The 14,954-nt window shown below is 57.3% G+C and carries 16 protein-coding genes; all 16 read right to left on the bottom strand.

What is annotated here, in order from left to right:
• Positions 1–95: 95 nt before the first annotated feature.
• The 16 genes from D1820_RS02590 to D1820_RS02515 all read right to left on the bottom strand — a co-directional run bounded on the left by D1820_RS02590 (position 96) and on the right by D1820_RS02515 (position 14,908).
• Complete coding sequence (locus D1820_RS02590; RefSeq protein WP_118067772.1) at positions 96–470, bottom strand: hypothetical protein; 375 nt, start codon at positions 468–470, stop codon at positions 96–98.
• A gap of 215 nt (positions 471–685) precedes the next feature.
• The gene (locus tag D1820_RS02585) at positions 686–1,540 is read right to left on the bottom strand and encodes a hypothetical protein (protein ID WP_118067771.1); all 855 of its coding nucleotides are present in this window, start codon (positions 1,538–1,540) and stop codon (positions 686–688) included.
• Between the two features lie 86 nt (positions 1,541–1,626).
• Positions 1,627–1,914 carry a hypothetical protein gene (locus D1820_RS02580; RefSeq protein WP_118067770.1) on the bottom strand — a complete coding sequence of 96 codons (288 nt, stop codon included), beginning with the start codon at positions 1,912–1,914 and terminating at the stop codon, positions 1,627–1,629.
• The gene (locus D1820_RS02575; protein WP_162894064.1) at positions 1,907–2,533 is read right to left on the bottom strand and encodes a hypothetical protein; all 627 of its coding nucleotides are present in this window, start codon (positions 2,531–2,533) and stop codon (positions 1,907–1,909) included. The genes D1820_RS02580 and D1820_RS02575 overlap by 8 nt, the downstream gene beginning before the upstream one ends.
• 597 nt (positions 2,534–3,130) lie before the next feature.
• Entirely contained in the window at positions 3,131–5,413 is a 2,283-nt protein-coding gene (locus D1820_RS02570) for a VapE domain-containing protein (RefSeq protein WP_118067768.1), read from the bottom strand.
• Position 5,414: 1 nt separating this feature from the next.
• Positions 5,415–5,654: an AlpA family transcriptional regulator gene (locus D1820_RS02565; protein WP_118067767.1), complete on the bottom strand. Its 240-nt coding sequence runs from the start codon at positions 5,652–5,654 to the stop codon at positions 5,415–5,417.
• Between the two features lie 183 nt (positions 5,655–5,837).
• Entirely contained in the window at positions 5,838–6,251 is a 414-nt protein-coding gene (locus tag D1820_RS02560) for a hypothetical protein (protein WP_162894063.1), read from the bottom strand.
• Positions 6,251–6,439 carry a helix-turn-helix domain-containing protein gene (locus D1820_RS02555; protein WP_118067765.1) on the bottom strand — a complete coding sequence of 63 codons (189 nt, stop codon included), beginning with the start codon at positions 6,437–6,439 and terminating at the stop codon, positions 6,251–6,253. Before D1820_RS02555 ends, D1820_RS02560 begins: the two co-directional genes overlap by 1 nt.
• A 106-nt stretch (positions 6,440–6,545) precedes the next feature.
• Positions 6,546–7,670 (bottom strand): integrase arm-type DNA-binding domain-containing protein, encoded by a 1,125-nt coding sequence (locus D1820_RS02550; protein ID WP_118067764.1) that lies wholly within the window; start codon positions 7,668–7,670, stop codon positions 6,546–6,548.
• Positions 7,671–8,029: 359 nt separating this feature from the next.
• Positions 8,030–9,244 (bottom strand): MFS transporter, encoded by a 1,215-nt coding sequence (locus D1820_RS02545; protein ID WP_118067763.1) that lies wholly within the window; start codon positions 9,242–9,244, stop codon positions 8,030–8,032.
• A 167-nt stretch (positions 9,245–9,411) separates the two neighbouring features.
• Entirely contained in the window at positions 9,412–10,842 is a 1,431-nt protein-coding gene (locus D1820_RS02540; protein WP_118067762.1) for a HAMP domain-containing sensor histidine kinase, read from the bottom strand.
• A gap of 25 nt (positions 10,843–10,867) precedes the next feature.
• Positions 10,868–11,545: a response regulator transcription factor gene (locus tag D1820_RS02535; RefSeq protein ID WP_040168736.1), complete on the bottom strand. Its 678-nt coding sequence runs from the start codon at positions 11,543–11,545 to the stop codon at positions 10,868–10,870.
• Positions 11,546–11,697: 152 nt separating this feature from the next.
• Positions 11,698–12,066 carry a glycine zipper domain-containing protein gene (locus tag D1820_RS02530; protein ID WP_118067761.1) on the bottom strand — a complete coding sequence of 123 codons (369 nt, stop codon included), beginning with the start codon at positions 12,064–12,066 and terminating at the stop codon, positions 11,698–11,700.
• Positions 12,067–12,251: 185 nt separating this feature from the next.
• Positions 12,252–12,722 carry a PepSY domain-containing protein gene (locus D1820_RS02525; RefSeq protein ID WP_118067760.1) on the bottom strand — a complete coding sequence of 157 codons (471 nt, stop codon included), beginning with the start codon at positions 12,720–12,722 and terminating at the stop codon, positions 12,252–12,254.
• A gap of 123 nt (positions 12,723–12,845) precedes the next feature.
• Complete coding sequence (locus tag D1820_RS02520; RefSeq protein WP_118067759.1) at positions 12,846–14,246, bottom strand: TRAP transporter large permease; 1,401 nt, start codon at positions 14,244–14,246, stop codon at positions 12,846–12,848.
• A gap of 11 nt (positions 14,247–14,257) precedes the next feature.
• Positions 14,258–14,908 carry a TRAP transporter small permease subunit gene (locus D1820_RS02515; protein ID WP_040173276.1) on the bottom strand — a complete coding sequence of 217 codons (651 nt, stop codon included), beginning with the start codon at positions 14,906–14,908 and terminating at the stop codon, positions 14,258–14,260.
• Positions 14,909–14,954: the final 46 nt, after the last annotated feature.

The following is a 14,954-nucleotide window of genomic DNA, read 5'->3' as shown; positions in this document are numbered from 1 at the left end:
TCGGGAAAGGAGTTGAAATGACCCAACAACAATACGATGCCGCGTTTGCCTGCTGCGGGGGACCAGCGTGTGACTGTGCAGCGTGAAATGCTGGCTCAGGCTTCGCCCATAAGGTCGAGTTCCATTTGCCGGATAAGATCAACCGGTGCCCCTGGGGTTGAAAGGAATTGGCCAGGGTTGTCTTTCACATCTGACCTGTAAGAGCGCCAGCATCGAGGATTTGGGCAATCAATCCCCCTTTCAATGAATGCCTGCATCGCTGGCGTCACCCAGCCTCTGGGAAAGGACATGCTGCCGTTGATGAACCACATGCCAACCAGCAACCGAACAGCATTAGCCCGCATCGAGAAATCCGCGGACGGCGGAAAATCGTCAAACGCCTCCATAACCAACGCCTCGGCCGCTCGCTTGGTCTTGGCATAGGAGATTGAAGGCAAAGGCGGGATTGGCCGGGTCGCAGGTTCACTCATTCGGGGTTCTCGGGCGTCATTTGCGTCCGGAACACCGTGCCGTTATCTCGCGGGCAAGTAAGCCAACAAGCCGCCCTTCTGACATTCGGTCAACGGGTAACGAACATGATTGCTGAATACGAACAGTCACTTACCCCCATCAGGGACAGAGCGAGCACCGAACCAGGAACAGTTTCGACCGATTTTTGGGGAGCGTAGGCTCGAACTGCGTGGCCTCAGAACGGCCAAGGCATTGAGGCCAACCACGTTTGAACGGCTTGAGCGGCGCTAATAAGGGCGGCCTTTGCTACCTCCGGGTTTGCGAGGCCATAGCCCACGCCAACTGCAGCACCTGCATCGATCACAGCATTCAAACGGTTCCCGATCCAACCCGCCAACGCGGCAGCTGCCGCAAGAAACCTATTGCTGCCGCGTTCAACCCTTTCGATATTTGGTTGCTCGACTGTCGTTTGCTGACGAATTTCATCTATTGCAGCTTTGACACGTAGCCATTCGTCTCTTGGGACGGCCTGAACGAGTTCCAGTTCTTCAGGCGGGTTGTTGTGGCCCATCATTGGCGGGGCTTGAGCTTCTGCCTCGAACCGATCCAGAAGCGGTTGGACTATTGCTTCCAATTCGTCCAGACGCCGGATCACCTCGGCGCGCGCTTCTGGCTCCGGCGGCCCTGGTGCCTGATCCACGACTATGGGAGGCCATTCGCCGTCCCCGTCGACAATCTCTCCCGTTTCAACGCGTTCGTCTTCGGGGTGTTCGTAGAAGTCACCGCCAGTCGTCGGTGCCCATTCGAGCGTTCCATCACCCTGCACACGATCCACCGCAAGCATCATCGTATCGAAGTCCACGGCGTCTGAGAACTCAGCTTGGATTTGGTCACTGGCGTCGAAGGGACCACCCCAGAGGTAAACGTACCCGCCCATGTCCTTGTTGTATGGCGTATCGTTTTGGGGGTCCTCAAATTGCTGGTTGAACCACTCGACCATCATTGCGATTTGTTCCTGAGAACTCATCGCACTCACTTCTTCGGCAGTGTAGCCTGCAAAATCCCTAATTGATCCGAAATGTGACGCCATAAACCAAAATCCGCTCGTGTTCTCTTTTCATTGAGAGATAGAGGAAAACGGCAAGCTCGGAAAGATGAACGGTGTGCTCCCTACCGTCAGGTGTCCTCAAAATAGGGCGTGGCCACGATCCATTCGACCAATTGAGTGCGGGTTTCATCCTCAAGGTCCTTGCGTCTCTCGACTGCCCCGATTGCTTCGTCTCTCACCTTGGCGGATTGCCAGGGAACAGGATCGCGGTTGGCAGTCATCTCAGCTAGAAGCCCATCGTCTGGGTCATGCAAATAGCCCAAGCAGATGCGCATGGTCTCGCCGCCATCCGCAAATGCCACGGTGGCAACACCCCCAGGTCGCACGAGGTTTATCTGGTTGATCGGATCAGTCATCAGATGTTCCCCCGGTCTCCTGTGTCGTCCCCTGGACGACTTCGGCGTCGATCGTGTCGTGTCGCTTATCCGCAGCCCTTTCGGTCACCACGGGCCTCCGTGCAGCCCCTTCAGGCTGAACGAGCCTGGGTTTGGCTGGCAGGGAGGTTTGAACGCTCGTGGAATTGTTGACCTGGACATTGGTTTGGGCAGGTCCATCCACGGAACTCATCCGCAGGGATAGGAGTTTGTTCAGGACACGGGGATCAACGCTCGCCGTCTCGAAACGGTAAACCGGCTCGAAGTCGTCATCCAACTCGGGTTCGCCCGTCTCAGGATCGAAGCACTGGACCCATTTGCCAGTCCCCATCTCCAAGGCCGTCTGGACCACCCGCATGGTCAATTCTTCCTCGAAAGCAGCCAGGGCTTCGTCCCACGCCTCGGCAAAGTCAGGATGCTTTGCACGCCGGTCATAGAAGGTCCGCCGGGTCAGGCCAGTCATATTGGCCGCATAGGTGATGTGTCCGAACTGACGGAGATAGAGCAGAAACTCGTCGCCCTTTTCGCCGTAGATGGGGCGGGTGATTGCGGCAATCTTGGAAGGCATCCGCGGGTCACTGGCCGGTTTGATCCGGTTCATCCTCATCAAGCTCATTTGGGTGCCTATTCTGTCTTCATCACTGTGCTTGGCTGAGGAAGGTGCCGATTAAGCCCTTGAAGTCATTCACGCCCCAGACGCCAGAACGCCCAATTCAGTGTCAATGGGGCCGCCTTTCTGTGCGGGCTGATGACTTCGGATTTTTCGCGGACAGCATCCTCGTTGCCGTTCGAGGTCAGAATGTCGTGTTCCGTTGGAGCCGTATGCCAGCGATTTACAAGGGAGTGTGCCGGCTCACAACGTTGTGCAGTCCCGGTCTTCCAAGCTGGAAGAATTCTACGTCAACAAGGCGTTTTTGGAGCTTTCCGTAACGCATTGTTTTTATTGCCTTGTTGACGACGTTGATCTTCGTTGACCGTTTTCTCTATATATATCCGGATTGCACGCTACCCCTATGCCTTGGTCCGTGCCCTACGCCTAATCGGCTTATTCTACCAAGATATATTGCTTTAAGATCAACATGATCAACATCGTCAACAAGTGTTCCGAAACAAGGCCTTAGAAGCGACGCCTCAGGTCAACAAAGATCAACGACCGTCAACGCCGTGACCGAATTGATACGCTCCGATTGCCAGAACGTCACTCATCGGCTCGGACATACCCTGCCGAAACACGGCCACCCAACCTGACGCCACGTCTGTGCTTCCAGCCAAGGGTTTCCATAGACCGCCTCAAACGCTGCGCATGGCCCTTGTTCTGCCGGTCGCTTTCCAAGCCGAGATAGCTGAGCAGGTCCTGGGTATGCACCTTGTCGGCGGGGGGAGGCTCACGCAACGGCGAGGCAACCCGCTCCCCATCGATCACTTCATCGGCGTAGTCACCCGTACCAGCCTCAAAGGCCAGCCGATCCGATTGCCGGTTGCTGAGCATGACAGCCAGCTTATCAACCCAAGGATCATCAACCGTTTCGTCTGCCTGGCGTTCTGCTGCCATCGACCACAACGGCTCGGGCAAAACGTGACCAATGCCCGACTTGAACAACGCATCAGCTTCGGCCCAGAGCTGGTCCCGATGCTCAGCAATCCAACCCAGATCAACCCTGGACCCGGAGGCCATTTCCAACGGCCAGAAACGCCGAGCACCCGTTGGGTCGCTCAGGTATCCGCCTTCGTTCACTGTGCCCGCAAATACAACACGGCGTTGATGATCTTCGGTGTTGCGACCATAAGGCGTCCGATACCTGTCTGTGGCTCGGGACATGAACGCCTTGAGAATGTCCATGTCACTTGCCCGAAGACCGGCCAATTCGGCAAACTCATGCACCCAGACACCTTCCAGGTTCATGGCTGCATCCTTGTTCCTCAGATCACCAAGCTCTGCGTCACTGAACCAATCCGGGGAAAACAGGTCCCGAATGCCCGTAGATTTCAGAGAACCCTGAGGCCCCTTGATCACTGGCATCGTGTCCAGCTTGCAGCCGGGTTGCCTTTGACGAGCCACGGCCCCGACCATAAAGCATTGTGAGACGGCCTCGGTGTAATCGTCTCGGCCACATTGAAAGGCGACTGTGAAGAGGTCCTTTACCCGGCTTGTCCCATCCCAAGTCAAGCTATCCAGGTAGACCAGGATCGGGTTGAACTTGTAGAAATAGGCAACCGTTGTGATTGCGTCCTGCACGTTTTCCTTCGACGGCTGGTAGTCCTTACGCTGGTGCTGTTCCATCAAGAACGTGCGGGCCAACAAGAGCAACTTGTCAGTCAGCACACGGCCATAGCCCTCACCCCAGGGCAATTCACCCATCAGAACTACCCGCTGCTTGAGTTCGTCAAACCTTGGATCGAGCTTGGAGCCGGTAATTGCCTTGAGGGCATTCTTGGGTGTGTCGGGGGCTACGCCGGTCTTCTTGTTGACGATCAAACCACCTTCATGCACCGGCTTCCTCTTGGGCGTGGTTATTGCCCCTGCTGGCACTCCGGTTTGGTCCAGGTCGTCGTCAAAATCATCTGCTGCCGGCGTTCTCGGAATGGCATCCTCGGCTCCAGCATCACGCAGCAATTTATGCAGGGTGCGGAAAGTTATACGATTGCCGGCGTTGTCGGCGTGAAGGCTGTCCCATCGGATGCCGATCAGGGCCCCGTGATCTGCATATGCGGGGTCCTGTGTGCACCAATCCACGAACTCCTGCCGGCCATCCCCTGCCGTTGCATGGTGGCAAGCCTGCATCAAAGTGAGCCAATCGTCGTGGTCTGAAAAGTCGGCTGGGTCCAGGTGCTCAAGCATCTGAGCCAATTCTTCCTGATCGTGCTCTCCCCCGCCGGTTGCCACGCTGCCTGATGGTCTTCGGATCAAATCGACAAGAGCCTTAGGTGCAGCCTCAGCACCGAAAGCATCAAGCTCAGGCGTGCTAGCCTTCCATGTGTAGGTTTTCAGGGTGTCGGGATGGATCGAGCCAGGAGCAACAACCTGCCGGCCAACCGTCTTGAACTCGACACCGGGATATAGCTCGTTCAGGCTGTCTCGGGTGGAAATAGCCTCTGGCTTGGTCATGTAGATGTGGAGGCCTCCCGAGCCGGTCTCAACGGTCGAATAGTCATTGATGTTCAGGCCAACGTCTTCACAGAGCCGTTTGAATGGATTGTCCGTGGCAAGTGTCTCACCTTCGGGGAAACCCCGAGGGTCCACATCCAAGACCAGTTCAAAAGGCCGCAGACGAACACCGACGTTGTTGCCTGCCTCCATGTGCTTGATTTGATCTTGGGATTTATAGGGACGCTTCATCCAGTTGCGGTCAATCGGGGACTTGCCCCGTTTGCGTTTCTTGCCCTTCACCTCATCTTCGGCCGAGAACTTATGCAAAGGGAGAAGCTGATATCCACTGGCCAGCAAGGGCGTCAATTGCGACGCATCGGTATGAATACCCATTTCAAGCCCCCGCACGATTGGCGTTGTAGGCCTCAATCACAGAACGTTCATAGAAAACGGCTGTCCCAATCTTTACGTAGTCAGGGCCAGCATTCTTGTATTTGGTGTTGTTGCGGCGATTGCGAAAGGCCATCAGCGTGGTCGCCGGATGCCCGGTCAAGGCTGCGGCTTCCTTCGTCGTCAGAAGGTCTTTCAATGGTGTGCCAGAAGGCTTGGGGGCGTTATCTTCATTCTCAGGCATGGCAGGCCTCCTATATGCTAAAGTATCGACCGGATTGTCCTGCTAGGCGGCTGTGGCAATCCGGTCTATCGATCAGAACAATACCGTGCCCAAATTCCCCCGCATACCAACACTTGACCCGCACGCAACGAACGCTGGCGTAGGGAAATCTTTAACTTCACCACTCAAAGTGGACCGTTGGTATTAGGTCAAATGCTGGTGGAATTGTTTTGCCAGTTTTGCCTCATGGACACGCCACCTGTTCGGCTCACGCTTTGCGGCTTCGTCCCGCAAATATCCGTTTTCCCAGAAATTCACGTTGTCTGCATTAGAGTTGATCGCATCCAAAGCGGTTCCGAAATGAACGGTTATTTTCCCCTGCTTGTCTTGCATCCAATCAATCGGGAAACGACCCAGAAACTCGGCAAGCAATCGAAGACAGGCATCGTCAAAGCCGTTGAAGCCCGCAGCCCAACTTGCCTCGATCACCTGTTCAACCGGATCGGTGCTGTCCCATTTGGCCTCTTGCAAGAGCATCTTGGCCATCTCGTACCGGTCTTCTTCGTCGGAATAGTCCGGCATCGGGTCTCGGTGCTGTGTGACTGTAATCGTTCGCATTACGCTGCCCCCGTCATCATGAAAGCGTCCAGGTCGTCACGGTGATAACGGACAATCCGGCCAACGGTCCGGTAAGACGGGCCAGAGCCCTTGCTACGCCAATTGTGCATGGTGCCGGGCGAGACCGAAAGGTATTTGGCAGCGGCCTCGGTTGTCATCCAAGGGGTGTCAGTTTGTGGATTGCTCATGTTGATAACTCCAATATCCAAGTGCGTCCAAATGGACAGCGATGAAATCAGGTTATCAGCTTGCAAGGTCTCGATATGCCAACGTGTTAAGGCATCGTACCATCATTCACGCAACACCTGACTTGGCCAAGACCATATCCTCAAAGGCTTGAGCATGGGGCCGAAGGGCTTCAACCAAATGCGTCTGATGCACATACCCGCCAGAGGCGCCTGGAAGCCGTTGCCCCAACAGAAGCGCCCCTTCTGCATATGGCACACCCGCAGCAATCATCATCGTTCTGGCATGGTGACGAAGTGCGTGGGGCGATGGAACACCAGCCCGCTTCGGCTCGGCAATGTGACCAGTGGCTGACCCTGGTGACGGCCAAAGCCAGGGCGAGTTAAGAGGCTCGTCCTCTGCCATTCTGGCCTTCAAGGTATCGGTCAACCAGCGGCCGGTTGGGAAGGACCAAGCTCCACCCGTTTTCATGTGGGTGAAAGTCAGCACGCCAGCCTCGGCATCGAAGTCGGCACATTTCACACCAAGCAGGGAAGTTCTCCGTGCACCCGTCAAAAGGAACGTCCGCTGCAGGTCACGCATCAAGGGAGACATGGCTTCGGTCGTGGACCAGAAATCGGCCATGTCCAGTTCCCCGACTTCCCGTTTCGGGGTTGCAGGGACACGAAGGGCATCAACCGGGTTTGCCCCAATAGTTTCGTCATGGCGACGGGCCGTATTCACAAGAGCTCGAACAGTGCGCATGACCGAACCACCCGTGGTCTTGCCGTGACGCTTCGTGAGCTGGTCCATAAGCTCTCGGCAGTCCTGACGCGTAATGTCAGCCACGGCACGACGCCGAAGACGTCCGAGGTAGTTGTCCATATGGTACTGGTAGTTCCTGACCGTGGCGTCGGACAGTTCACGCTCCTTCAGATGCTCTTTCAGGGCTTGTTCCAACGTGATGCCTGTAGACTCCGGCCCCGCCGTAGGATCAACGCCAGACTGGATCGTGGCCATCAGCTTTCGGGCCTCATTTCTGGCCTCGTTGAGACGGATATGGTCAGCCCGCCCGATCTTGACCCTCACGGTTCGAACGTGACGCTTTTCACGGCGGACATCGCTTTGAACGGCAAAGGTTTTGCAGGTCTTATGGCAGATGCACATCAGCCCCTTCACATCAGTATCCCGATGGATGCCCGAGCCAAGTGGGAGGTCCCTGATACGGGCCTCGGTGAATTTGAATATGGTCATGGAAAGTACAGTCCCGAGTACAGTGTTTGCGATTGATCCAGGTGGGCCTGGATGGTGCTACCGGGATGATATTGCTATGTTTTCAAGGGGTCGTACGCCCCGAATGAGGCCAAATGGACCATGATTTACTCGCAATCTCAGACTGTTAATCAATTGGTCGTAGGTTCGATCCCTACCGCCGGAGCCAAAGATTTCAAGGGGTTAGAGAGGATACTCTCTAACCCCTTTTTCTTGTGACATAACTTGAGACTTTTTTGACGCAAACATCAGCGCGCCCATACATATTGCAGGCCACAATATTTGGCCCGATGATTGCATCCCATGCGCCAAAAAACACCTCAGCCCCAGACTGGGGATGCTCAGTTTGACGACCGGTTATCGTGATCCCTAAGACGCAAGACCAGCGGTGCCAATGCCAGAACCAGCACTGCCGCGACCAAGAATGGCGCGCCAGGGAGGTACCATTCGGCTTCACCGACAAATCGTTCGAACACCCCTGTCAGCACCAGCGGCGCCACAACGGCTGCAACGGATGACAGCGATGCAATCACCCCCTGCACCACGCCCTGCTGGTCTTCCCCAACCCGATTGGCGGCAAAGGCGGTGATCAGCGGTGGCGCCATATCAGACAGGGCCGCAATCGGCAGGAAGACCACCACAATCCAGATTGCGCTGGCGAAACCAAAGCCGACCATAGCGATCACCGCCGCCACCATCGCGATGATCAGGGTTTTGAAATCTCCTAGACGTTTGGTCATCTGCGGCAGGATTCCAGCCTGCACCACTGCGATCAGCACCCCATAGGCAGACAGCGTCACCCCAATGGTAAAACCATCCCAGCCAAACACCTCACGACCCCAGAAGGACCAGAGCGTCGGGTAGACCAGATTGGCAAATTCAAACACGAAAATACAGATCAATGGGATCGCCAACCCCGGAATGACAAAGGCGCGGAGCAGCGTACCGAAGGGGTTGAGATCGCGTTTGCCAAACGGGCGACGGTTTTCAGGTTTCAGGGATTCCGGCAGGATAACAATCCCAAACACCACGTTGACAGCGGAGAGACCGGCCGCAATCCAGAACGGCGCGCTGATATGCAGGCCCGATGCCAGCCCGCCAAGCGCTGGTCCCAGCACAAAACCAATGCCAAACGCCGCCCCGATCATGCCAAACGCCGCGCTGCGTTCTGTTGGCTTGGCAATATCGGAAATATAGGCAGTTGCCGTGATATAGGTCGCGCCCGCCATCCCCGCGATGACGCGCCCGATCAGCAGCATCCAGTAGGTCTGCGCCAGCGCCATGATCACATAGTCAATAGTGAGTGTCACAAGTGCGAGGATCAGGACCGGCCTGCGCCCATAGGAATCCGACAAGCTGCCCACAATCGGGCCAAACAGAAACATCGCGGCGGCGTAGGCTGACATCATGATGCCGCTCCACAAGGCGCCTTCTGCGGTGCTTTGCGCGCCGACGCGCAGCATCAGGTCTGGCATGATCGGGAACACGATGCCAACGCCGATGGCATCGATCATCAAAGTGGCCAGAATAAACAGGAAAGGACCGGTTAGCTTCATGTGGGCAGTCTTTATCAATCAGGATTGGTGCGGGCAGCGCCCCTTGGCGCGTTGGTAGCAATGCAGGGCCAGCACCGATAACGCTATTTGCGCTGTCCGGATCGTTTTTTTCCGCAATGATACAAAAACACCCCTGCCGAGACGCAAGGAGCGGACATTCTCCCCTTTCAGGGCTGAGGAAACCGCACCTCGATACGTAATCCGCGTGTACCCTGGCCGGACGTCAGCTCCAGTTCGGCCTCGTGGAGTTCAGCGATGGCTTTCACCATTGCCAACCCCAGCCCTGCCCCGGCGGTGTTGCGGCTGCGGTCAAGTCGGTAAAGCGGATCCAGCACGCGCCCGCGCTCAGCCTCCGGGATGCCGGGGCCATCGTCCGTCACCGCCAGCCGACTACCGGAGAGATCAATGGCAATCCTCGCCCCCTCCCCTGCGTGGCGAATGGCGTTTTCGATCAGATTGGCCAGCAACTGCATAATAAGGCTGCGGTCGGCCTGGATAGTGGCGGCGTTGGTAATCCGACAGGACAGGCTTTGTCCTGCGTCCTGTGCCACCGCCTCATAGATCTCATGCACTTGGTCAACCACCGCGCCCAGATCTACCGCAGCAAACCCGTCGCGTCGTCCCTGGCTCTGCATTCGGGCAATCCGCTGGATCGCGCCAAAGATGGCAATGATATCATCCATCTGCGCAATCGCGGCCTCCCGGTGCGCAGCCTGATCCTCCGCTTCATCCGCCTGATCCAGATGCAGCCGCAGACGGGTCAGTGGCGTGCGCAGGTCATGGGCAATATTGGCCGAGAAATCAGACATCTGCCGAATGGAAGTCTGTAGACGCTCCGTCGCACCATCAATACGCGCGGCCAGCTCGTCAATATCGTCGCGGATCACCTTTGGTGCCAGCCGCAGATCCAATTCACCATCCGCAATACGGTCAAACCCGGCTCCGATCCGGTTCAGACGGCGCTGTGCCCGAATACCAAAGATCAACCCGATAATCAGCGCAGGCAGCGACAGGATGATCACAAAAATCAGGATTACGCTGGTCAGATCCGACCCAAAGGCGCTGACACCCGGTGCATAGACCAGAAGGCGACCATCCAGCACTGCGCCACTGTATATCCGCCAGCCTAAATCCGCCTCACTCTCAAACGCCACATCAAATCCCAGCTGCCCCGCAGCGTCCTCCTCGGCTGCAGGTCCGCCGTCGCTGGCCTCTTCCTCCTCATCCTCGTCGATCAGATCAAAGATCCGGTCGAGCGTCTCAAGCGCCTTGGGCTGAAACAGGGCTTTGGCCTCAAGGATATCAAAACCCTGGCTGTCAAAGGCGCCGCGCAATACCGGCCCCAGCACCTTGCCATCGGCCCGCAGCACCGCATAGCCGACGCCACTGTCGGAAAACACTTCGGCGGTCACGATGTCCTCAGGAAACTGCCCCTCCCGCGTCAGTCGGTCGCTGATGCGCTGATATTCTTCGCGCAGCGCCTCTTCGGTCTCAGCGCGGAATTCTTCGGTGATGACGTCATCCAAAAGCAGCCCGCCCAGCGTCAACAGAACCAAAAAGGCCAGCGACAAGACAATTGCCTGACGTAGCGCGCTCATCCGGAAGAGGCGTCTGATAAAAGATCTAATCAATGAACATATACCCCGACCCGCGCACGGTTTTGATAAATTCCAGCCCGAACGGTTTTTCAATCTTGTTGCGCAGGCGGCTCATATGGGTTTCCACAACACTGGTGGATGGGTCGAAATTGATATCCCAGACCCGTTCCAGCAGCATCGCCCGGGTCTGGATCCGCCCCTTGGAACGCATCAGGACCTCTAGCAGGCGAAACTCCTTGGGGTTCAACAACACAGTTGTCCCATTGCAGGCGCAGGTCTGACTGAGCAGATCCAGATCAAGCCCGCGATGTGAGAGCCGGGTTGCTGTCTCCGCGGCCTCGCCCCGACCGCGACGACAAAGGGCGGTGATCCGGGCCAGAAGCTCGGTCATGGCGAAGGGCTTGCTGAGATAGTCATCCGCGCCCGCCTCCAACCCCTCGACCCGGTCCTCAACAGCCCCAAGGGCGGTGAGCAGGATCAAAGGCGTGGTAATGCGCGCCGAACGCAATGTCTTCAGCGCCGACAACCCGTCCAGATCCGGCGTCATCCGATCGAAGACCAATACATCATAATCCCGCGTTGTGGCCGCCAGCAGCGCCTCACGGCCGTTTTCAATCCAATCAACGACATGGCCTGCAGCCGTGAGGCCCTTGACCGTCCAGGTCCCGATTTCAGGATCATCTTCCAGCAAGAGTATTCGCATCACGCCACCGCCAGTTTCGGGAGAGCGACCAAGGGGCCGCCGAAACGACCTCTTGGTGCTGAAGTCGGGTCATGCCCGATTTTGACTGATCGCATCCGACCATATGCCCCCCGGCGCCGCAAGCCATACCGGAGCAGCGCCGGGTCTTGGCGTCATGCCAGGACGCGATGTCCACGTCCCTGCATGCAGCGGATCAGAATGGTGCGCCGCTGTTCATCCCGCTCGCTCTGCCCCTCAAGGGCGCCAACGCCACCGCCAAGGACCGCGCCAACCAACGCATCATCTGCGCGGTCGCCATCCTTGCTGTCCACGGCACCGATGATACCGCCAATCACCGCACCTGTGACTGCACCGGATTGCAACGTCTTATCCGTATGCCCTTCTGCCAAGGCCCGGCATGCCCCCAGATCTGCCTCATATCCAACCTGTTTGGGGCCGTCTGTCAGGAGCGGATCATCAAAGCTGTTGCTACACGCAGCAACAGTCACAAGCACCGCACATCCTGCAAAAATCATTTTCATTGTCGTCTTTCTCCGTCGTCGGATTGCCGCACCTCTGAGTGCCTCGGGTGTTGGGCAAATCACTGAGACCGCATCCATCGCGGTCTGAAATTTCATGTCTGGTAAGCCGCTGCTGCTGTCCGGTCGCACCGTCTATCGGGCGCCAAATCCTGCAGCCCGGACAGCAGCTATTTCAGAGCGCTGGCTTAGCCCTTGTCATCCTGCGCAGCGCAGTGTCCATCGTCGTCATCATCGTCGTGACGGTCACCGCTGAACAATTCACCATCCATCAAGGCTGCGAATTCCATCACGTCTTCGATGTCTTCTTCGATCAATTGCTGCATCAATTCCGGGGTCGCCGCAGTCTGGCGCGCGGTGCTGAGTACCGCCCCATCATCGGCGCTGATGACGATTTCCGTCAGGCTGGTGGGCGCGGCGATGGTGGCCTCATAGACCGGCTTGCTGTTGAACTCTTCCATGCTGAGTTCAACCAAGCGCCCGTTCGCCTGTTCCTTGGCGATGGACATGGCCTGCTCAACACCGATGGGGGCGTTCAGCATCTGTTCATAGGTCAGATCCGGTTCAAAAATCGTCTCGGCGCGCACGGTCTGTGCCGCAAAGCCAAAGGCGATCAGCGTTGCGGTCATGACGATGCCGGTGGTGGTCTTGGTAACCATGGGATGTCCTCTCTTGGTGGGGCCGGGGCGATCACTGCGCCCCGGCTGATGAGAGGAACTTGGCGGTTCAGACTTACATGGTCTCTTCCGCTGCCTTACAAATTTGTAAGCTGGGAAAAATTGTCAGGCGAGGCTGGGCAGCCACAACACAATCGACGGGAAGGCCACCAGCAGCGCGATGGTGATCCCATCCGCAATGAAAAACGGTGTCACGCCTTTGAACACATCCTGCACCGTCAGATCATCGCGCACACCCGCCACAACAAAACAGTTGAGGCCGATAGGCGGTGTGATCAGACAGAATTCGGCCATTTTGACCACCAGAATACCAAACCAGATCGCGCACATCGGGCCAGACATGCCAAAGGTGCTCTCCGCCGCTGAAACATATTCCCCGCCATTGAGCGCCATCACAGCCGGGTAAACCACCGGCAGAGTGAGCAGCAGCATACCGATCGCATCCATGAACATGCCCAGAACGGCATAGGCCAGCAGGATGCAAATCAGGATCAGCATCGGCGAGAGCATCAGAGAGGTAATCCAGTCGGAGAACGCCGCCGGCAGTTCAGCAAAGCCCAGAAAGCGCACGTAGATCAGCACACCCCAAATAATGGTGAAGATCATCACCGACAGTTTCGCCGTTTCCAACAACGCGTCTTTTAGCTCTGCCCACCGCATGCCGCGATAAAGCGCCATCAGAAACACCACAAAGGCCCCGATTGCGCCTCCTTCGGTTGGCGTACCCCAGGCATCACCACCAAAGGGATTGTAGACAAACAGGATAATTGTCGCGACGACGAAAAGGATCGGCAACGCAGGCGGCAGCGAGACAAGCCGCTCGCGCCAGGTGAAACCGGTGACCGCAGGGCCGAACCCCTTGATGGTCATCGCCATCCCGATGATCAGCAAACCATAAACTACCGCCGAGAAGGCACCGGGGATAAAGCCTGCAAGCAGCAGTTTGCCCACGTCCTGCTCAACAATGATCGCATAGATCACCAGAATGGCCGAGGGTGGAATAAGCGAGGCCAACGTACCCCCTGCCGCAACCACACCCGCCGCAAAACGTTTGTCGTAGCCGATTTTCAGCATCTCCGGGATGGCGATACGCGCAAACACGGCGGAGGTTGCAACCGACGCGCCGGAGACCGCGGCAAAGCCTGCGGTGGCAAAAACGGTCGACACTGCCAGCCCACCCGGCACCCATGCCAGCCAGCGTTTTGCAGCTTCAAACAGCGCCTTGGTGAGGCCCGCATAATAGGCAAGATAGCCGATCAGGATAAAGGTCGGGATAAGGCTGAGCGCCTGACTGGAGACCTTGGAATGCGGGACCTGTCCGGCGGTCTTCACGGCGATGGTCAGCGCCTTGGTGAAACGCTCGGGATCATAGCCAAACTTGGCCCAGAAAATCCACACAAGGCCAACCAGCCCGGCAAGACCCGCCGCAAAGGCGACCCGCATCCCCAATAGCACCGTCGCCAGAAGAAAGCCGCTGACCCAGAGGCCGATTTCGATAGGTTCCATTGCCTGCCCCCTTAGTCGCGGTCGCTGGCGGAGGTTGACACTCCGCCCAGATGTTCAGCTTCGGCAGCGGCCTGTTCTGCGGCGCTTTGCACCAGTGGCACTGCGGCGGGGCGTGCCAGACCCAGGATCAGCGCCCGGCCGTAGCCCCAAACCTGCAGCAGCAGACGCAGGCACAGCACTGCAAACGCCACCGGCGCCAGCAATTTGGCAGGCCAGATCGGCAGGCCGATATCGATTGAACTGTCGCGGCTCCACAGGGGGGCCGCAAAATCAAAGGAGCGCAGAAAATGTGACCAGCTGCCCCAAAGCAGCGCCAGCATGAGCGCAAGGATCAACAGGACCGAAATCAGTTCAAACAGCCAAAGGGCCCGTCCACGCAACGCAGAGATCACCAGATCCATCCGGATATGGCTGCCATCCCGCTGCACAAAGGAAATCCCCATGAAGGCAATCAGTGGCATCACCTGCTCGATCCAGTCGACATATCCCGGCAAGGGCGCGTTGAACGCGTTGCGCCCGCCAACCGACACCACTGCCAGCACCATCAGTGAAAACACCGCAAGGCCACTGATCAACGCCATCACGCGTTCCAGCCGCAACAGTTGCCTGTCCCACCTGCTGATCAGGCTGCCATCTTCCAGCACCGCCGCACTGCCTGCCATGCCCTGCCCCCGTAATCTCTACTTCGCATTCACGCAAGAAAGGGCC

The organism is Phaeobacter sp. LSS9 (assembly GCF_003443595.1).
Classification (GTDB): domain Bacteria; phylum Pseudomonadota; class Alphaproteobacteria; order Rhodobacterales; family Rhodobacteraceae; genus Phaeobacter; species Phaeobacter piscinae.
This window is presented reverse-complemented; position numbering and strand designations above follow the sequence as displayed.